Source organism: Bacteroidales bacterium, assembly GCA_016707785.1.
Taxonomy (GTDB): domain Bacteria; phylum Bacteroidota; class Bacteroidia; order Bacteroidales; family UBA4417; genus UBA4417.
This window is the reverse complement of the sequence record JADJGZ010000001.1, coordinates 200,841-222,256: the sequence shown is the minus strand read 5'-3', so window position 1 is coordinate 222,256 and position 21,416 is coordinate 200,841. Positions and strand designations below refer to the sequence as shown.

The following is a 21,416-nucleotide window of genomic DNA, read 5'->3' as shown; positions in this document are numbered from 1 at the left end:
TTGAGACAGCCTCTTTTAAAATAATCTTTTGAAATAATTAGTTTTGAGCCAGCATAACAGGCATGACTAACATAAGTATGTTTTCATCTTTTGATTCGGCCATAACCGGAAGTATGATTCCGGCGCGTGTAGGTCCAGAGAGTTCGAAGCATATTTCTTCAGTTTCCAGGTTGCTAACCATATCAAGCAGGAATTTTGAATTGAAGCCAATTTCCATATCTTCACCTTCATAGGTACATTTCAGGCGTTCGATACCTTCATTGGAGTAATCTATATCTTCGGCATTCATAAGCAGTTCCTGACCGCTAATGCGAAGCCTTACCTGGTGAGTACTCTGATTGGCAAATGGTGAAAGGCGCTTTACAGTATTGATAAAGGCCAGGCGATCAACAACGAGTTTATTTTTATTATCCTTAGGAATAACGGCTTCATACGCAGGATATTTACCTTCAATCAGGCGGCTGTATAACTGAACCCCCTGAAAAGTGAATGAAGCATTGGTAACATTATAATCTACCTGCACAGGGAAGTCATCGTTAGCCAGGAGGTTTTTCAGTACATTAAGTGGTTTACGCGGGACAATAAAGGATGCTGACAAACCAAGATTTGCATCCATACGGCGGTAACGAACCAGTTTATGAGCATCTGTAGCTACGAAGGTGAGGTAATCAGGGGTAAATTCAAAGAAGACCCCACCCATTACAGGACGAAGTTCATCATTACCTGTTGCAAATACGGATTTTGAAATACCTGCAGCCAGCAGGGCTGAAGAAATTTCTACAGATGTAGTTTCTGAAAGTGCAGGAAGTTGAGGATAATCATCGGCATTATGGCCTGTAAGCTTATACTTGCCTTCGCTGGACTGGATTTCGACCCCCAGGGTATTATCATCAATGGTAAAATTAAGGGGGGCATCCGGGAGATATTTAAGAAAATCGAGGAGTAACTTGGCTTGAATAGTAATTCTACCTGGTTCGTCAGCCATGGTGGTTTCCATTGACATTACCATGGTTGTTTCAAGATCTGTAGCCGTCACCTTTAAAGTTGAGTCTTCCAATTCGAAAAGGAAATCATCGAGAATAGGAAGGGTATTACTGCTGTTAATCACGCCGCTTAACGACTGAAGTTTCCTTAAAAGGAGGTGACTGTTGACGATGAATTTCATAGCTATCGGTATTTCAATAAATTAGCTTGATTTATATGGTGATTGTAAAAGTATAAATCTTATTTGAGAAAAGAAAGCCACTATTTGTTAAGATATGAACATATTATTAATAGTCCGCTACCCGTTGATTCAAGGCTTATTCAGACTTTTTTTTAAAGCTCATTTTCAACTCCTCTCCCTTGATCAGTCGTTTGATATTCTTATGATGAGTAAGTGGAACAAAAATAGCGATTAGTATGGCAAGAACCTGCAAAGAAAGAGTAGTTTCCTTAAAAACAAAGATTACCAGGAAAGGGAAGAGCAAAGCACTGGTGATAGAAGCAAGGGAAACAAACCTGAAGAGCATAAATACAATGATGAACCAGAGCAGGATGACCAGGAATGCATAGGGGTATAAAGCAATGATCATCCCAACGAGTGATGCTACACCTTTACCGCCTTTAAAACCTGTATAGATAGGAAAAACATGGCCAATGACAGCCAATATACCGAGCAAAATTTTATAGTTAGTTAAGGCATCACCTGTAAAAATCCCTGTTGCGAAGAAAGGTGCCAATTGCACAGCAGTCCAGGCTTTTAGGGCATCGATTAATAAAACAATAATCCCTGCTTTTAATCCAAGTACCCTGATTGTATTGGTAGCCCCGGCATTACCGCTGCCTTTTTTCCTGACATCCACACCATAAAAAATATTCCCTATCCAGACTGCTGATGAGACAGATCCCAGGAGGTAAGCGACGATTCCACCTATTGCAGGCAGGAGGTAAAAATCATTCATAGATTGTATTTTCAGGTTAACTTATGAAAGATAAAATTAATAGGCTAAGCAAATGGTGATTGCAGAAATGTTTCCGGACGATTATTTATTCCCCTTTTAATTGCTTCATTTTTCTCAGGAAAGTAGTCTTCTTATCAGATGTCGAGATAATAAACTGATAGCTGGGTTCTCCATTGCCTGATTTGATAACACGCTGATCCTCTTTGAGACCGGTAAGCTTATCATTGAATTCCTTGTTTGTGGATAGTACCTGCATTGTTCCCCCGGAATAGGAGAAAAAGTACCATTTATCAGGAGCAGGTTCAAGATAGATACTGAACATATCTCCGGTTCTTCTTTTAATGATTTCCACATGGCCGTTTACATAACGGTTTACGGATGTTTTACCGAAATTACTGATCCCGATCCTCCCCTGGTTAATATAAGACCTGATTTCAGGATTCCAGCCCAGGTTAAGGTCGCAAAGTACCATGCTATAATTAAGGACATCAGGGAATTTCCTGTACTGGCCATACAAACTCAATTCGGTGAGCAGTTTATCGGCTTCCTCCTGCCCGACGAGTTCCCTCAAAGGCTTGGTATAATTAATACTACTAATATCTATCCCATTTAAATCAGAAGCATTGATATCATCGGCCAATATTTTTAAGGCATCATCAGAGAAGAAAAAATCCAGGGCAGTCATGATGTTTAGACCTACTGAATCAGAGATTGTTGAGAAATTCACTCTTCCTGCCGAAGTCATATTCAGTCGTCCCATATCACCAACCAGGTTCATTTTGCCTTCTCCTGAAATGACACACCGATTGGTATTCAGAGAAAGTGAATTACCGGCTATTGTCAGGTTTTTATGCTTGGCTTCATTAGTAACCCTGTATTCTGCTTTTGCGACATCATAGGTTAGTAATCCATTTGCACTGAGGAGGTCCTGGTCAGTTACATTATCAGGTTTCACAAAGAAGCCCGGTTTAAGTGTATTTTCTGTAAGGGAATAGAATATTGATACCCTTAACTTTCCGTCGCCTGTATTTTCAATATCACCTTCTACCGGTATCATAATGAGTTTCGGGTCCAGTTCAGCCCTGAGTTTAATCCATTCTTTAGTGATTTTTTCACATTCATGTTTTAGCTGGTAACCGCCTTCGAAGTACAGAGGTTTCTTCTCAGCATGGACTTCCATTTTTCCCTGGAACCCAAAATACCTGTTGAGGGTGAATTCCAGCGAATCGGTAATTTCTGAAAGTGCATAACTGTTGCCTTTAGAATTAACCGCAATATGGCGCATAAACAGTGTTTGCTTATCTCCATCTGAAGGAACATAATCATAAAGGCCATTAGCCGTATAACTATTTTTCGATTCTACCTTTACAGAAGCATTATAAAAGGTATGAAATTTATTGGTCCGGTTGGCAAGAACAGATGCTTGTTTCAGCTCCTGGATAATACCTTCCTTGGCTATAGTCAGTTTCCCGTTTCTAGGGAAGATGGCTGCATCAGCAATCCTCAGAATTCGGGCATCTTCTACTTGCAGAACATTAGTAACCAGATCGTAAATAGCAGTCATAGCAAAAAATCGCAATGAATCCTGTTTAGGGTCAGTCGACACATACCTTTCAGCAGCCGGATCGAGATTGATCAGTTCTTCAGGCGTCATTTGCATATATTTCTCCCGTGTAAATGAAGTCTGGTTCACTAACTGAAGCTTCCGATGGTCCATCAGCCAATCGAATTCATCCACGACACAATTGATTTTATTGACCGGGAACTCCATCAATGCACCCTTTCCGGAAGCTGTGAAATGACCTTCCCTATTGGTAAAATCTATTTCAGTGCGGAAGACGTGTACCTTCAGGGCCTCCTCTTTATGATCCGGGGTATACAGCGTAAAATCAGCAGTATCTGAGGTAAATGCATTTGCATTAAAGGTGTAAGTATTTGATCGTACTTCAGCATCTTCAAAAGCCAATAAACCTTTACCTCTCAATCCATTAGGAGAAAGAGCAAGGTCGCCATCCAGAGATGCCTTATCATTAAACATTGATATTTTGTCCTCTGTGGAATTGCTGACATACATCACATCTTTTCCGGGTATGAATTTCACCCTGGCATCTTTCACTTTTGCATCCGGATTTTCAAATTGTCCGACCCGTCTTGCCAGGTCATAATCTTTAACATTCCCGGAAGTTGAATCAGGACAGATAAGAAAATCATTTGAGTGAGTTACAGAAGAGAGATAGGAAAGTGTACCTGAGCCTCTTAATCCATTATTACTAAGTCGCAAAGTATCTGAAAAAGTTCCTTTCCCTCCATACAGAGAGAGTCCGGGAGGTGGAATTACCCGTTGAAATCCCAGGGAATAATCTCTTTGGACACTCAATGGCTGATCGATATCAGGCAAGAGATCCCCAGAAATAAGACGGCCTTTGAACTGAACATTTTCTGCAGGCAAACGGTTCAGGCTATCCATTGAAAAAGGATCTACGCTATAATAGAATTTATCACGCTTATAAACACCTTTCACTATATTTTTCCTGTCAAAATAAACAAAGCTATTATCCTTACTTGTAAATCGAGGGTATTCCTGTAATGATTTCCTTCCGGATTTACTATTTGGGGCATCAACTTCCAAAACCCCACTCATGTCGGCAATCACATTCTTAACCCTAACTAATCGTCGATATCCTCCCTGGTCAACCTCCCATGAGGGGACTGCAAGAACCATGGAATCAACCTGTGGCAGATTGATGAGAAATTTGTCATAATCGAAGGAGCATTCATGGGCATAGAAATCGAAGAATCCTGCATGAACCCTGCCTTTAAACAGGAAATCCCGGTTACGTTTAAGGATAATTTTCTGATCCTGAGGAATTACGTATACATATTGTGAATCGCTGAGCATCACCTGCTGAACACCTTGAATAGTAAGGTCCATGGTTTTCAGGTCAAGGATAGCATTGCTTCCTTTTTCAACAAATGAGTTGAACTGTATAATATCAAAATCCTTTACTCCATTATGAGATGCAAGGAATTCGGTAAGTCGGGGTTTTAAAGTAACGAAATCATTATCAATATCGAAGATCAGGAAACCGGCGTTGGCCAGTTTGATCATTTGGACCCTTACCTGTTCGATGGGTTTTTTGATGTATGTGGCAAGGTCTTCCACAAAGAAACGATCGGTGGAATGGCGGCGCGCATAGATAGAAACCTGGTTTACAGGATTTACATCATCAATTCCCTGAAGTTTATCATATCGGTAAGCAGAGAAATAGTCGGAGGATTCAAACAAGGCTTCCCCTTTAGACCTTATACCTCTAACAGCCTCAAAACTTAACTCATCGCTGTCCAGTTTCCAGTAAAGTGCTTCAGGGATCATATCAATTTTATGATATGAATTAAAGAAAGGACTTTGAGAAAGGCCCTGATCAGCGCGAATCATGGCTATTTCATTGTTTTCCAGGTTATAACGAACCTGAACTCCCGGATGGAAGATTGAATCACTCCCGAAATATACGATAGCGATAGCCCTGGCAGAAACAAACCTGTCGGGGCGAATAACGAACTCCTTGGATCTCAATTCGATGAATGGTTCTTTATGCCTTGAGATCATTATTTTTGCCAGGTTATTGGTAGAAGGGAACCCGATGACCCTCATACCTTCCAGGGAGAATCCCCCTTCATACTCAACATCTTTGAATAAGTTAATGATTACGCTACTCCCCGGGTACATCGAGAAACGGGGATATAAAGCTTTTTCTGCCACAACATCAGTGATTACCTTTTCGTCGAGTTTGCCCAGCAAAGGTTTCTTTATGAAGCCTCCATGGTACATGGTGACAGAATCTGCAGAATAAAAGGTGACCTTCGTGTTTATAGAATAATCGGATAAACTGGCATAAACTTCATCGCGGGAAAGACCAACACGATCCCAATAAACTTTGCCGCCGGAACCATACCACCTTTGAGTTAAGGGGTAGAAGGTACCTGATGTATTGTAGATGCATGCGCTATCCCCTCTCACCACGCACGCCAGGGAGGTTTTAGAAAACACAAAAGAAGGCACTGAATCGAAAGAAAAAGTAAAAACAGCTTCCCTCGTATACCAACCCTCAGTATTGGACTTTAAAAATGCTTTATCCTTCACCATAAGATTGACCTGGTTCAGATAAAGGCTGAAGTTCCTGGCAGGGTTTTTACCTTTCAAACAATAGAAAACGCTGCGATGAAAAACATCCATGGATTCCTGGTCATAATTATTCCTTACCAGGGAGGAAATGGCATTCAGGTAAGTGATATAAAAGGGTGCTACCGTTAATTTCTGATCGAGGAGTTCTGCCGACACTTCCATCACTTGCTGTTTCTGTCCGGGAGCCAGGAGATTGGAAGTCCAGAGGTAATTTAATTCTGACAGGCTTTTTCCTGCCTCATCCCTGTCATGGTCTCCAACCGATCTGAAGTGAATAGTCAAGTCATCAATAAACAATGTATCTACAGTAAATACCTTATGTTTCTCCTGGGAGGATGCGATAAAAAACATCCCGGAGAACAACAGAAGCAAGAGCAGATCCTTTGTTTTCATGTCAGAATTAAGGTGATAAACTTACTTTTCAAGGATGAAGCAAGCGGATGTCCATCGGTTTTCGATTTTAGAAGAAACGAATTTAAGTCCTGAATCAGCACATTTCTGGCTGATCATGGGTAAATCTTCTTCATAGAATCCACTCATCACCAATAAACCTTTATCCGGGAGACAGGAAACATAGTCAGGAATATCTCTCAGAAGGATATTCCTGTTGATATTTGCAAGGACTACATCGAATTTCTTTCCTTGTAAGAGTGAGCTGTCTCCGAATAAAACTTCTATTTGTCCCTGATTATTGTGCAGGACGTTTTCGAGGGCATTATTAAAGGCCCATTCATCATTATCGATTGCAATGATCGGGGATGCGTTTTTCATACCTGCGAGAATGGCAAGCACAGCAGTTCCGCTACCCATGTCCAGAAGGCTTTTCCCTTCAACATTTAGCTCCAGCAGGTATTGAATCATCATGCTGGTTGTTTCATGGTGAGCTGTTCCGAAGGACATTTTAGGTTCGATCACGATATCGTAAATGATACCCGGAATCGGTTCATGAAAAGGAGCTCTAACGGTGCATAATCCTTTGATTGTGACAGGTTCATAGGCACTTTCCCAAACGGCATTCCAGTTTTGATCCGGAATTTCTATGATTATGAATGAACTGAGCAGTTCTTTCATTTCATCAGATGAGAGTTCCTCTTTAATCTTTTGAGTATAGCTATCAAAGGGAATGAAAGCCTGTATTTCGTCAGCCTCTTCCACGAAGCTTTCGAAACCTATCTCTGCCAATCGTGCAATAAGCAGATCAGCTGTATGATTCCCATGAGCAGGGACACACCGGACTTCGATATAGTTCATAAAAGAAAGGAAAACCCGACCAGTAATTGCAGGGCGGGTTTATTCCGTATTAGTTATAAAAGATCAGAATGAATTGACTATTTTCACAAAATCAGTCGCTTTGAGAGAGGCTCCACCAATCAGGCCGCCATCCACATCAGGATTTGCAAAGAGTTCAGCAGCATTTTGAGCATTGCAGCTTCCTCCATAAAGGATAGTGATTTCAGATGCAATCTCTTTACCAAATTTTTCAGTCAGTAAACTGCGAATGAAAGCATGCATTTCCTGGGCCTGAGCAGGGCTGGCTGTAACGCCTGTTCCGATAGCCCAAACTGGTTCATAGGCAATAATAACAGCCAGTATGGCTTCTTTGCCAAGGTGGAATAAGGCATCTGAGACCTGGCCTCTTACCACATCAAAATGTCGTTCTTCCTGACGTTCTGCAAGAACTTCACCACAACAATAAATTGGGGTAATCCCAAATTTCAGGAGTAAGTCCAATTTTTGTGCGATATTCTTGTCATTCTCCCCGAAGTAGGTACGACGCTCTGAATGCCCTACAATGCAATGAGTTACATTCATGGAATGCAACATAGCTGCAGATATCTCCCCTGTGTATGCACCTGTTTCCCACTGACTCACATTCTGAGCACCTACCAGGAAATCATTGTCGGATGCGATATCACAAGCCATTTCAAGATAGGGTGAAGGTGGACAAATGATCACATCCACTTCTCCCCTGCCTTTTTCTTTTAGTTCATCTGCTATTTCGAACAGCAGGTCATCAGCCTCCTGGAAGGTCTTATTCATTTTCCAGTTTCCGGCTACTATGTTCTTTCTCATGATATATTAGTTTTTAAGTATTGCTAATTAGTTATTGATTAACAGATATTTAGTGGAATTAAAACTATGTTCTTTGCCTAATCATCCTGCCTCAAATTTTCTCTTTTTTAGGATTAGTTCCTGCTTTCACAGATTTCTACCTGGTTAAGAATATCGTATCCTTGGATCGAGTAATCCATAGATGATATCTACAAAAATATTAATAATGATCAGGATAACCGAGATAAAAAGGACAGCACCCATAACAACAGGGAAATCATATTTTTCGAGTGCATCAACAATAACTACCCCTACTCCTTTCCAATCGAATACATATTCCACGAAAACAGCTCCGGCCATCAATGAGGCGAACCATCCTGAAACGGCTGTTACTACAGGATTTAAAGCATTTTTTAAAGCATGTTTTATAAGGATTTTCCAACGTGGCAAACCCTTTGACCTTGCAGTACGGATATAATCCTGGGATAATACATCAAGCATTGATGACCTGGTAAGTTCTGTAATAATTGCCAATGGTCGAATCGCAAGCGTGAAAGCAGGGAGGATGAGATTTTTCAGATCAAGATATTCTCCATTTCCGAAATCATCAACAGTATAAAGACTGCCAAACATATTCAGGCCTGTATATTCGGCAAGGACATATGCAAAAAGCCAGGCAATCAGGATTGCAGCAAAAAATGAGGGCAATGACATCCCGAATACGGAGATTACCATTGCGGTACGATCAAAAATACCATCCTTGAAAAGAGCCGACAGTATCCCGATTAAAAGGCCCAGGATTGTAGCAACCAGCATTGCAACCGAAGCCAGGATCATTGTCGGGGGGAATGCTTCTGCCAGTATATCGGCTACAGGCCTTTTGCTTTGATAAGATTTTCGCAGGTAGGGTTGTTTGAGGATCAAAGTTTTACCGCCAGACCATTTCAATAAAGGAATATAAGATTCATACCGGTTGGAATCGAGGTAAAAAGTATTCTTCAGATCTTTCAAATTATGAAAAGATACAGGAGACAGATCATTCAGAAACAGCAGGTACTGAACAGTTACAGTTTTATCTCTTCCGAGGTCTTTGTTGATAGCTTCTACCGAAGCGATATCAGCCCTTTGTCCGAGCACCATCCTTGCAGGATCACCGGGAAGCACATTAAAAAGGAAAAATATTAAGGAAACTACTCCGAATAGTACAAGTATCCCATACCAAATCCTTTTGACGAGATACCTGATCATCGTTGTAAGTTAAGTGTTAGGTTATAAAGCATATTTCCTGCTGAAGGCTTCAAAATCAGGCAAGTCTCTCCAATGCCATTTATTGATAATCACTCCCCCTTTCAGTAGCATGATCCCAGGATTTGAACGGACCATGGTTTTAAGAAGAATATCATCAGCAGTATAAAAGTCAAGTTTCAAGCGGTTATCCAGAGCAAATTTGTTTATCTCAGATGGTTCAGCACTTACAAGCACAGCTGTAGGAATGGATTTCCCGGCGGCCTGCTGGCAAAAAGTGTTGATCTCATTAAATGCATTAAGGTTTGTGGAACTGAGGCTATAGGCATTAATAATCAGCTGGTATCCCTGATTTCTGATAATCGATTCAGTCACATTGTTTTGCGCGGTATCAATGATTACAAGGTTTTTACCATAATACTCATTCGGATCTACAACACGCTGTGAAATGAACTCATTTTGAGCCATCCAGACACTGTCGTCGTAGGGGTAATTTGGTGACAGGAATTCTTTTTGAACTCCGCTGGTCTTATTCTTATAAGTAAGATAATACTCTGCCGGTTTTGGATTATCGGCATATAATTTATGACCTATTTTCCACTCGGTGAAATCAACTAAAGGCAAATGCATGTAGCAATAGGAAGAGAAACCGGCAAAAAGTAAACCGAATACAATTGTGGCAGTCCATTGCATTGAAGGTTTTAAAACAGACTTAAATTTATTCCTATAGAAAAGGACAAAAAATGCCAGCGTCAGCAGTACCAGGTTTTTATAGAAGGTCTGCCAGTTGGTTAGTTTGATGGCATCGCCGAAGCAACCGCAATCGGGCACAGGCGTATAGATTGCGTCGTATAATGTAACGAATGTGAAGAAAATCATCATCAAAAGCAGCAGCCAGGAACCCAGTTTCATTCTAAGGTTGAAGAACACCATGACTCCAATCATAAATTCGAGGGTACACAGTCCAATGGCAAGGATCAGAGCCAGTGGGATGAAGAATTCCCAATGGTATGCTATGAAATAATCTTCCATTTTATAAGCTGTACCAAGAGGATCGACGCCTTTGACAAAGCCCGAGAACATGAAAGTAAGTCCAGCCAGGAATCTGCTGATGTAAGCAATTATTTTCATTTCAGAGGATTGGTATTTAACAGGATTAAAGACATTTCAGATAAAGGTTTTGAATTAGCATCCATCTACTCAAACTAACTATGTATTAAATATCAAAAGCAGAAAGACCGGATTTCAAGACATTCTATTTCATTTCTTCGAGAAGAATTAATGCAAACACGGAGTAATTGATGATATCCATATAATTTGCATCCAGTCCTTCAGAGATGATGGTTTTACCGTCATTATCCTCAATTTGTTTTATGCGCAGAAGTTTCATCAGGATAATATCTGTAAGAGAGCTGATCCTCATTTGACGCCATGCTTCACTATAATCGTGGTTTTTATCAGCCATAAGTCCCCGGGCTTCAAGGCAATGGTCATCGAACATTTTGCTGACCTTGTCAGGATCCATATGAGAATCCTCAGAAGCTCCCAGTCTCAACTGAATCAGTGCCATGATAGAGTAATTGATAATACCTGTAAATTCAGGCTGAATCCCTTCATTTACTTTACTCTCACCTTTTTCCTGAATGCTTCGGATACGACTTGCCTTGATATAGATCTGATCAGTGAGGGAAGAAGTACGAAGAATCCTCCAGGCAGTTCCATAATCCTTCATTTTAGTCATAAAGACCTGCTTACATCCGGAAATGATCTTATCGAACTGTTCAAAAGTGGTATTAGGCATAGAATCAGTAACTTTGCAACTTAATAGAAATACATGCTTGCATGGCATATTCGAGAGATAAAAGTACAGCTTTTTCCAAAACCCCCTTCATACAATGTGGTGATAAAATCATTCAGTTGAAAGAAGCGGTTATCATGGGTATTTTGAATATTACCCCAGACTCATTTCATGATGGAGGTCGCTATGACACGAAAGAAAAATACCTTCAAAGAGTTGGGCAGATGCTTGAGGAAGGAGCCGAAATCATTGATATTGGAGCTGTTTCTACGCGCCCAGGGGCAAAAGAAATCAGTCTGAAAGAGGAAACAGACCGTCTTGTTCCCGCATTAAAAGCAATTACTTCTGCTTTCCCCCGAGCTATTTTATCAGTAGATACCTATCGTGCTGAAATTGCCCATATTGCAGCAGAAAATGGTGCAGGGATGATCAATGATATTTCTGGTGGAAGGATGGATGCCGGCATGTTCAAAACAGTGGCCGGGACCGGATTACCTTATGTTATGATGCATATGCAAGGTACACCGCAAACCATGCAGAAAAACCCGGTTTATAAAGATCTCATTGGAGAAATCAGGGAATACTTTTCATCTTCAATTGAAACTGCTATGAATGAAGGAATTAGTCAGCTTATATTGGATCCCGGTTTTGGGTTTGGCAAGACCCTGGAACAAAACTATGCTATACTGAACCATCTGGAACAGCTAAGAATCGGACCACATCCACTATTGGTAGGTGTTTCCAGAAAATCGATGATTTATAAGCTGCTGAATAGTTCCCCCGAAGAAGCCCTGCATGGAACAGCCGTCTTACATACTTTAGCCTTATTGAATGGGGCTGATATCCTAAGAGTACATGATGTAAAGGAAGCTGTGCAGGTTCGGAAACTTGTGGGATTTTATCATAACCAGGGAAATTTGAATTCAATTACTGCGGATACTCCCTGACAGAGGATAAAAAAGCGAGAGAACACATCCTTACTTTTCATTACTTTTACCAATGAAATTCCAGGCTGAGTTCATTGTTGGTTTAAATGACATAACCGACTATCTTAGTGATTGATTTCTTCGCACAGTAATATAAATTATGACACAGCTTTTGACTTTAATCCCTTTATTTCTGCAAGTCAGAATACTCGATGTAATTGATATACTGCTTGTAGCCCTATTGCTTTATTCGCTTTATAATTTATTGAAAGGAACGGCTGCGGTAAATATCTTTTTAGGGATACTTGCCATTTTCCTGCTATGGCGGATTGTAAAATCACTGGGAATGGATTTATTGAGTGATCTGCTGGGAGCATTTATTTCTGTAGGCTTTATTGCATTCATTGTGGTTTTTCAGCCAGAAATCAGGAAATTCCTGCTGGCGATTGGCTCACCAGGCTTTGTAAAGAGCAACCGACGTATGTTTTTATTCTGGAAGGTCAATCTGAAAGCCAGGGATTTGGAGGATATCGACCCTGTAGTGCAGGCTTGTCACAGGATGTCACTTTCAAGGACAGGTGCCCTTATTGTAATAGCCAGGCGCAATGACCTCACAGAATATACAGATACAGGAACCCTTATTGACAGCCAGATTACGGATCAGCTTATTGAAAGCATCTTTTTCAAGAATACTCCCTTGCATGATGGGGCTGTAATTATTTCTGAGAACAGGTTAAAAGCAGCCAGGTGCATTCTTCCTGTAACTGCCAGTATGGATTTGCCTTCAGAACTGGGATTGAGACATCGTTCGGCGCTGGGAATCACAGAGAAGACTGATGCTATTTCTATCATAGTATCAGAACAAACAGGCAAAATATCCTATTGCAAAGATGGGGAGTTAACCCTGGATGTAAAAGCTGCAGGATTGAGCACGATGCTTTCAGAAGACTTTATGATGAAATGAAATACCTTCTTTAATAAGGACAGTTATCAGCGACTCCCGTTTAATACCTTTTTTCTTCGATAAAATTTAATACGGTATCTGGTTCAAGATAAATCACAGAATCATTTGCATACCGATATTCAAATTCTTTTATTTTTTCCTGAATCAGAGCCTGGAGGAAGTCAAGTCCATTTAGAACATCGCGATACATTGGATGATCGGGATACTTGACAAGAAATTCCCGGTATAAAGAATCAGCCCTATTCAGGTTTAATAAGTAATTTTCCTGGACATATCCTTCCATAAAGAAACATAAAGGGGCTTCAGGAGAAGAAGGGTATCTGCGTTGGATATCCTTTATCAAATACATTGCTTCATCAGTTTTCTCCAGGTTTAGCATAATATTAGCTGACCTATACTGATAATCGGGTGCGAGCGTATCAAGCGGGTAACGATTGAAGTAAAAAGCATATTCTCGTAAAAGTTCAATGGCTCTGCTGGTATCAGCAATTGGCATATGGCTGATAAGTCTTTCCATCTCTGATATCTTTTTGATTTCCTCTCTTTTAAAAAAAGCAAGTATCAGGTAAAAAGCTATCAATATGACAGTTGCAATAGAATACAGAATAATTTTTCGTGTTGAAACATACATAGTTGAAAGATATTACAATTACTGTAATAGTGATCCTTCTTTTTAAAACTAAGTTAAGAAATCTGGCAGAATGTAATTACTACAAAAATAGAAGATAGAATGAAATATTTACAGATTATTCATTATTCATTTTCGCTTCGAAGGAAAGATCATTTTATATCGTGCATCTATTTCTCCCCGTGTTATCTCTGTTAATTTCCTTTTCAGCATTATTTTCCTGAGGGCGTGGATTTTATCGACAAAAAGGATCCCCTCAAGATGATCATATTCATGTTGAATCACCCGGGCAATAATTCCTGAAAACCATTCATCATGAGCTACAAAGTTTTCGTCCATATATGAAAGCCTCACTTCTGCCGGCCTGATGACATCTTCATGAATATCCGGAATACTCAAACAGCCTTCGTTGTAAGGCCATTCCTCTCCACGCTGTTCAATGATACGGGCATTCAGGAACACTTTTTTGAAACCAGCGGCTTCAGGGTAATCCTGTTCATAAGGATTTGCATCGATAACGAACAAACGAATTTGCTTATTTACCTGGGGAGCAGCTAATCCAACACCTACTGAGTAATACATGGTTTCCCACATATCTTCAACCAGTTGGGTTAGTCCGGGGTAATCAGGTGTAATATCAACGGAAACCTTTCTAAGATTTGGATGTCCGAATGCTACAATGGGTAAAATCATGGGGTTAATTAGTATTTCGTTTTAAAGATGTCAGGATATTTAACAAGGATAGTTACTAAAGGTTTATTCTTCACGAGATGCTTTGAAAGATTTCATTTCCATATATGATTGCAGAATCAGTACAGCACTCACTTTATCTACCAAAGACTTATCCTGACGGTCCTTTTTCTTTGCCCCGGAAAATAGAATGGCTTGTGATGCCATTTTTGAGGTAAATCGTTCATCAACCCTTTCCACCGGGATGAGAGGAAATGTTTTTTTCAGGAGGTTAACAAAAGGATCAATATACTTAGCCGATTCCGAATCGCTGTAATCCATTTGCCGGGGTTCCCCTACCACAATACAATCTACTTTTTCATGCGACACATAATCCTTCAGGTATTGAAGTATATCCCTGGAATGGATGGTATCGAGCGGACCAGCGATCATCTGACCTTCATCTGTAACAGCGAGCCCTACCCTTTTCTGTCCGTAATCAATTGCCAATATGCGTCCCATGGTGCAAAAGTATTGATAATTTGACAATTCGGCAATTCGACAATTCGACAATTTGACAATTCGACAATTTGACAATTAGACAATTTCCCGAAGGGAAGCCTTTGGCTCGACAATTTGAAAATTTGAAAATTTGAAAATGAAAGTAGTTGCATTGCACCTAATCTGTTTTCGATGAGGACACCAGCTAACACTAACTCACTCTAGTGCGCCCTCCAGTTTACTCTTGTTCATTTTAGCCTATGCAAAGCCAAACACCGTTTGGTCCGACGAGCTCACTTTAGCTCACTTTAGCTCACTCTAGCTCACTTTAGCTCACTTTAGCTCACTCTAGCTCACTTTAGTTCACTCTAGGCACTCTAGCTCACTTAATCCGAATCCTTTTTATTTCATTTCTGCCAAAGAAGGTAGGAAAATACATTAATTCAGCCCGTGCAGGAAGAAGGGTAAAACTACCGTTATACCTGGGCAGAAGTTTGATCTCAAAAGAATGTGTACCAGGATACAGCCGATTACAGAAGATAACAGCTTTGTCACGGTAATATTCCCTGTACTCTTCTCCAGAATGCCAACCGGGTTTTTCATCGTATGAACAGCCTGCGGGGATTGGAATTTCAATCATCACATAATCAGCAATTTCAGGGACGATCACTTTGACTTTGAGGATGGTACTTTTTGCAGCTGTAAGATTGTTGACAACACTCCCCATTTGGGTAAGTTCACTCTGAATCCTGAAGGTACTATCAACCGGTTCAGGGTGGGCATTGAAATTTCTAGTATACCTGGTCAGATAAACAGGGAAACTTCCTGTTTTAGTGACCATGACCGGCGATTCTGCTGATATTGATTTTGTGAAAGGGAATTTGCTAACCTCTGAATTAAATGCCCCTTCGAATTTGAGAATGGGTTTGCTAAACTTCTCGTTCTTATTTAAAATTGAGGGAAGTAAAGTGCTGATTACATTTGCGTTTTCATAGGTATTCGTCCATCCCCGATAATTTCTCTTCCCCAGCAGGTAAGCCTTAATATAGGGTAAATATTTCTGGCTAAGGCTATCCTTTTCAAGAATCCGATAGGCACAAAGTGTTGATGAAATACTACCATTTGAAAAGTAGTCACTATTTGCTTCACTTCCCCAGTAAATATTTCCCAGTAAAGTGGTCTTACGGGAGGCAATCACACTATCAACAGGAACCTTCATTCCATGTAACTGCCTTAATTCAGCCAATTGAAGCCATTGAAGGGGCAATATAATGTTCTCTTTCTCTGCTTCCAGGATAAGAGAAGAATAGTCAACCTGGGCTTTCAGCCACCCAAGCATATAGATCATTTGAATTTTTTCATAACCATAAGTTCTGGAAAGCCTATAAACCAAGCTGTTAATAATTTCCTGGTTGTTAATATTAACAGTAAAACCAGCTTCTCTGGCTTTTATGAGTGCTTCAATCACATGAGTTGATATCCAGGGAACTGAACGACTGATGTCCCACCAACCCCATACATGATCTTCATTTTGGTTTTTCTCAAGTTTGGTGATCATTTTTCTGATGTCTTTATCACCGGAAAACTTCTCACCCAGGAATTCGCAGATTTTTTTCTCAGCCAGGAGCCCTAATATTTTGGAAGCCAGTTGCTCATTACATAAGTAAGGATAATACCTTAATTGCGACAAATCCGACTTAACCAGCTCAAGTATCTCAGCGTCGGCTGAAATTGTGTACTCTATTTGTCCGGGAACTGGTTCAAAAACAAAAGTACTATCCTTGTCCAAAACCATGAAAACCCCTTTCGTTTCTTCAATTCCAAATTCTTTAACCGGTAAATCCCTGATTTCCCCATCAAAATATCCATCCTCTTTATGCAGTGAATATTTAACTTCGAGGGTATCAGCATTTCCACAGCTTAGCTACAGCGTATCTTTTAATGAGGCTATGCAACAGGTTGTTTGTCCGCCCGACTTAATCCCATTCAGTTCAAAAGTTGTGGTTAATGGGATACTATCCTGCAGATAGTTTGCGACCGTCCCTACTACTGTTGCAGTATCACCCCTAACCAGGAAGCGGGGAAGGTATAATTGGGCCAATAAAGGCTTGAATGAAGCAACATATTTCACATGGATCCCTGAATGCCTTTTCCCATCCATAGCCATTACATAAGTGCTCCATTTGGTAATATCATCAGGATAAGTAACAGAGAATTTAGCTTTACCATCAATATCAGTGGTAAGAACTGGTTTCCAGTAGGCACAATCGGAGAAATTACTCCTCATGGACGAATTATAACCTGAAAGCACATTTAAAGTATTATCAAGGGAGAGTTCTGCGGGAGTTGATGGATATTCAATATCCGGAATACTTCCAGGAAATGTATACTCACTCATTTCAATATTAACTCCGGCAACTCTACCAGACAATCCAGCTATTACATCAGAATCAATTGAACTTGATCCCCTTACTTGAATACCATCAATATATTCAACAGTAGAGTATGCATAAGATTTGCTGGTTTTTGATATTCCCATTGCAGTGACCACAACCGCTTCCAGGTTGGTGGATGAGGCTTTGAGATTGATTACCATAGGTGAACTTGTAACAATTGGTATGGTACAGGGGGTATAGCCTACATATGCAATTGTTAACGTAGAGTATTCAAAAGGAAGGTTTAATTCAAATCTGCCTTCCATGTCAGAACAGGTCCCATTTTTTGTCCCGGTTATCAAAATGTTTGCAAAAGGAATTGGGTCATGGGTGTCCTTATCAATTACAACTCCCCGGCATTTCGTTCCGCCTCCGGGAGAATTCCTGCTCTCTTCCAGCATACTCCTGAAATAATTCTGCTGACCAAGGGTATTTTTATCTGAATGTACTCTGATTCCCTGGAGGATAGCAGTTGAAATCGCTTCCCCGGTTTTGTCACGTTTGAAGTTATCAGGTGTAAGAATTCTCAGGAAGTTTTCACCTCCCTTTTTTAACTGGATGGTATCTGAGAAGAAATAACTTTCATCTTCCATGATGATCATGATACAATACCTGGCAGGTTGCAATTGCTTGAATTGTTTAGTATTACCATTCAGAAATATATTCCCGGTTGTTGAATCGCAATTTATCAATAACATATTTAAGGGCTCCGAAAATTTCTTGAGGAAACTTTGTTCCAGTTCGATCTTTAGCAAGCAGCTACCCTTCGAATTCCGGATATCTCCATCATAGGTATATTCTCTTCGCATTTTATTAATCAGGGCCTTTTCATCCGATTGTTGCCGCCACCATGAATAGACCTGGTCACCGATTTGAGTTTTACAATTGGTTGAATACTTCAATAATTCCAAAGGTGCAACCGAACGCATTTTAATCAGGCCTGATAAAAACTCATACTCAAATCCTGGTTCATGGTTAAACCCATGTTCCATATAGCCTGGCATCCGAAAACGTGTGAAAGACTCATCCACAGGTCCTACCAGTACTCTTTTTTTCGATGCATCAGTTAACGGGAAAATCCGAAACCCTTGTTCCAGGTAGGTGTTATATCCTGGTACTGAAAAGCCCCTGTATGCCAGGACATATTTCGACAGATTTTGTATTTCCTCAAAGGTGAAATTCCGGGTTCTGGGTTTTGAAAGAACATACTTTGCTTCAACTTCTTCGCTGAATGAGAAAATGGTTTTCATTCCAGCCTTGCATTCTAAATGTTCACTAAGCTTAATTTCTTTATTACCAAGCAAAAACCGAAAATGATGCTTGCCAGGAGATATACGGAATGAATAGGGCCCTGGATTATCAACCCAGTTAAAATAGAAAGGTCTTTCATCAATGTATAATACCTTAATGGGCAGGATTTCTCCTTTTTCAATAATAAAAGGCGCTACCTGAGTAATCTCATTTTCAGCAGGATATGTATAAGTATATATTTTTTCACCCGGATACAGAAAATGATAATACTCAATTGTATCAAGCCCAAACTGATTTCTGAAGTATTTAAAATCCAGATGCATACTACCAGTGGAATAGAATTCTACATCGTCATCTTCTTCGTTTAAAATTTTGAACGAGTTATAAAATTTCAGTGATTTTGCTTCTGACATGAACACAGGAATTATTGGGTTTTCTGAGTGAAACTTGCTTGTTATTCCATAACAACACAGGTCGACTCCAGGTACCGGTTTTCCTTTAGAATCCTTCACTGTAATTTCTATTTCTGCTTTCTGTCCTGGATAAACCTTATTAGGTTGGTTAACACGAATGTCCAGGAGATTCTCATTTCGTGTGATTCCAATCACTTTTTTCTCTGCTTTTCCAGCCCATATATAATGTACGCTTAGGAGAAAATTGTCTGTGTTCTTACTTACTTGCCAGTATTCCAATTGTTTATCATAGCCTTTATCCACAAGTTTGTTACCCTGGTAAAGGAACCAGGAAAATGGCAGATTCCGGGGATTCGAAGTTTGAATAAAAACAGAATCGGAGGTCCTTTGAGTGAAAAATTCGATAAGGGGCGATTCTTCAGTCATATCTATGGATTCACTATCAAGCCCTTTAGCATCCAGTTCATATTCATAGCACAAACGATCAATCAGTTCAGTATGTGGTAAACTTACTTCCCTGGAAAATAATTCATCATACTCTTCATTCCATCCGCTGATTTCAGCTGCTATTTCTTTATTCAAACCTGACTCTTGAGCTGAAAACCGAATACTGTCGCCAATCAATTCAATTTTCAGGTGTTCAGATTTGTAATCATAGGTAACAAGGGTATCCCATTCTGTTTTTTCATTATCTCCAGAAAAAAGCCTGGTTTTCAATTGATAGGTAAGTTTCAATTTCCCAAAAATGCTGTCAGGGATCAGAATGGAAGCTTTCCCATTTTCGAGTGTTTGTGTATGTTCCCAAAGTTTGTCCGGAACGAAAAGTCTGTTATCATAATATTTGCTGATATCTTTTGTCAGTAATTCGAGTTCGACACGGCAATCCGGTAAGGGCATCCCATTGTCATCTTTTGCTGTGACATTGATCGAAAAAGGCACTCCATTATATTGCATGTTGTAAGGCACACTTACTTCGATTTTATTTCGTTTCAGTTCATAGTCTTCATATAAGAAAGTACAGGACGAAATTCTCTCTCCAAAGTCCTTTTCTGTGTTCAATACCAGCATATACTCCTTATCAAGTATCATTTTCAGGGAATCGTTCAAAACAAAATCAAAAACAAATGCCCCGGGTTTCACCGGATATAGTTTCCCAAGAAAAATGCCATAATCACCACTATAACCCCATCGTTTTTGCAGGTATAACCAGGAAGGTTCATCATAGGGCAAACCATTCTGAGTCATTACGACAAATGATTTCATTTTTATTGTATCCAAAGGACGGAACATGGGCTTATTTAAAACCATATATCCCTGATATTTAGATCTATAGTATTGATTGTAGCCATTTCTCCCCGGACTAAATACATCAAATATCCTATATCTTAGACTTCTGAAGTACCTCCATGAAGGATTGTAATTTCTTCCTTTAATCAGGCTTCTGACTCCATAGTAAGGCAGGGTAACAAGGCTATATGCAGGTCTGTATAAATACCTTAATGGGCTCGAATTTATCGTCTCTATATAAATTCGTTTAAAAAGTTCTGTTTCTCTTTGATCAGTAATCCTATAATAGCTTGAAACACCTGCCCTTGTTACAGAAAGGATCCCCTCTTTTTCAGTTTTCCTGAGATAATATGTCTGAGTCAGCGCATCAAATTTGAGCGTTTTGTGCTTTATTTTTATGATTGCATCTGATAACGGCTGACCCATTGAATCGAGAATACTCACACATAAATCCTGGCTATTATTATGAATATGAACTGAATAATCAGCAATGAAAAAGTAATTGAACTCAAGACGGTTTCGAACAGCTTCGACTTCAAGGAAGTTTCCTGAAGTGAGATTAAGATCTTCGATATCTAAATCAGGCGGTACCGAATCAACAAGAGTGTGTAAAAATGAGCGGTCTACACAATCTATTCCTTTTCGTAATATTTTCTTTGCTTCAGCATCTGTAAGCTTGAATATATAGCCATAATATGAGGAATGTCGGCTTTTTATCAGATCCTTCTGCTGAGCCAGACTGAAGCTGCTAGTAAACAGCAATACAAACAAAAAAAATAAGGTGAAATATCTATGAGACATGTTGATCATAATTAGAATTTTAATAAATCATTAGTGGTGAAACTCCCAATTATTTTATTGAGATTGACTAGCTAATATAGTTTAAATAGGTTTTTGCAAATGCAGATTTCATTGTTTTTTCCATTACCTCATCAATAACTAACAGTATTGATTCTAATTTTCCATTTTGCCCCGAAGGTGAGCCCAGGGTTCATTTTGCATTTTGCCCCAAAGGGGAGTCTTCGGCTTATTTTGGATTTTGGATTTTGGATTTTAGATTTTGGTGCGCCAGCTGGCGGATGGATTTTTCATTTTACCCCAAAGGGAAGCTTTCGGCTCAC

The 21,416-nt window shown here is 39.8% G+C and carries 15 protein-coding genes; 2 read left to right on the top strand and 13 right to left on the bottom strand.

From position 1 onward, the window contains the following. Positions 1-37: 37 nt before the first annotated feature. From dnaN to IPH84_00860, 8 genes are all read right to left on the bottom strand, one after another. A complete protein-coding gene (gene dnaN / locus IPH84_00895; protein MBK7171797.1) occupies positions 38-1,165 on the bottom strand; it encodes a DNA polymerase III subunit beta in 1,128 nt (375 codons plus the stop codon). Between the two features lie 136 nt (positions 1,166-1,301). Continuing rightward, positions 1,302-1,943 carry a glycerol-3-phosphate 1-O-acyltransferase PlsY gene (plsY, locus tag IPH84_00890; GenBank protein MBK7171796.1) on the bottom strand — a complete coding sequence of 214 codons (642 nt, stop codon included), beginning with the start codon at positions 1,941-1,943 and terminating at the stop codon, positions 1,302-1,304. An 85-nt stretch (positions 1,944-2,028) separates the two neighbouring features. Then, positions 2,029-6,519 carry a hypothetical protein gene (locus IPH84_00885; GenBank protein MBK7171795.1) on the bottom strand — a complete coding sequence of 1,497 codons (4,491 nt, stop codon included), beginning with the start codon at positions 6,517-6,519 and terminating at the stop codon, positions 2,029-2,031. A gap of 21 nt (positions 6,520-6,540) precedes the next feature. Further along, the gene (gene prmA, locus IPH84_00880) at positions 6,541-7,377 is read right to left on the bottom strand and encodes a 50S ribosomal protein L11 methyltransferase (GenBank protein MBK7171794.1); all 837 of its coding nucleotides are present in this window, start codon (positions 7,375-7,377) and stop codon (positions 6,541-6,543) included. Between the two features lie 63 nt (positions 7,378-7,440). After that, a complete protein-coding gene (locus IPH84_00875; GenBank protein ID MBK7171793.1) occupies positions 7,441-8,199 on the bottom strand; it encodes a triose-phosphate isomerase in 759 nt (252 codons plus the stop codon). 144 nt (positions 8,200-8,343) lie between these two features. Next, on the bottom strand, positions 8,344-9,426 hold the full coding sequence (locus IPH84_00870; protein MBK7171792.1) for an ABC transporter permease: 1,083 nt from the start codon (positions 9,424-9,426) through the stop codon (positions 8,344-8,346). A gap of 21 nt (positions 9,427-9,447) precedes the next feature. After that, positions 9,448-10,554, bottom strand: a complete 1,107-nt coding sequence (locus tag IPH84_00865; protein MBK7171791.1) for a DoxX family protein — start codon at positions 10,552-10,554, stop codon at positions 9,448-9,450. Positions 10,555-10,678: 124 nt separating this feature from the next. Beyond that, positions 10,679-11,224, bottom strand: coding sequence for a DUF1599 domain-containing protein (locus IPH84_00860; protein MBK7171790.1), 546 nt, complete (start codon positions 11,222-11,224; stop codon positions 10,679-10,681). A 41-nt stretch (positions 11,225-11,265) separates the two neighbouring features. On the opposite strand from IPH84_00860, the gene folP reads away from it, so the two are divergent. Beyond that, on the top strand, positions 11,266-12,168 hold the full coding sequence (gene folP / locus IPH84_00855; GenBank protein ID MBK7171789.1) for a dihydropteroate synthase: 903 nt from the start codon (positions 11,266-11,268) through the stop codon (positions 12,166-12,168). Positions 12,169-12,307: 139 nt separating this feature from the next. Beyond that, positions 12,308-13,111: a TIGR00159 family protein gene (locus IPH84_00850; GenBank protein MBK7171788.1), complete on the top strand. Its 804-nt coding sequence runs from the start codon at positions 12,308-12,310 to the stop codon at positions 13,109-13,111. Between the two features lie 40 nt (positions 13,112-13,151). Here the strand turns inward: IPH84_00850 and IPH84_00845 are convergent, their stop codons facing one another. The 5 genes from IPH84_00845 to IPH84_00825 all read right to left on the bottom strand — a co-directional run bounded on the left by IPH84_00845 (position 13,152) and on the right by IPH84_00825 (position 21,096). Further along, entirely contained in the window at positions 13,152-13,628 is a 477-nt protein-coding gene (locus tag IPH84_00845) for a tetratricopeptide repeat protein (protein ID MBK7171787.1), read from the bottom strand. A 240-nt stretch (positions 13,629-13,868) separates the two neighbouring features. After that, the gene (def, locus tag IPH84_00840) at positions 13,869-14,432 is read right to left on the bottom strand and encodes a peptide deformylase (protein MBK7171786.1); all 564 of its coding nucleotides are present in this window, start codon (positions 14,430-14,432) and stop codon (positions 13,869-13,871) included. Positions 14,433-14,495: 63 nt separating this feature from the next. Beyond that, positions 14,496-14,930, bottom strand: coding sequence for a Holliday junction resolvase RuvX (gene ruvX, locus IPH84_00835; GenBank protein ID MBK7171785.1), 435 nt, complete (start codon positions 14,928-14,930; stop codon positions 14,496-14,498). A 361-nt stretch (positions 14,931-15,291) separates the two neighbouring features. Then, positions 15,292-16,704, bottom strand: a complete 1,413-nt coding sequence (locus tag IPH84_00830; GenBank protein ID MBK7171784.1) for a hypothetical protein — start codon at positions 16,702-16,704, stop codon at positions 15,292-15,294. A 129-nt stretch (positions 16,705-16,833) separates the two neighbouring features. Further along, positions 16,834-21,096, bottom strand: coding sequence for a carboxypeptidase-like regulatory domain-containing protein (locus tag IPH84_00825; GenBank protein MBK7171783.1), 4,263 nt, complete (start codon positions 21,094-21,096; stop codon positions 16,834-16,836). Between the last annotated feature and the right edge of the window lie 320 nt (positions 21,097-21,416).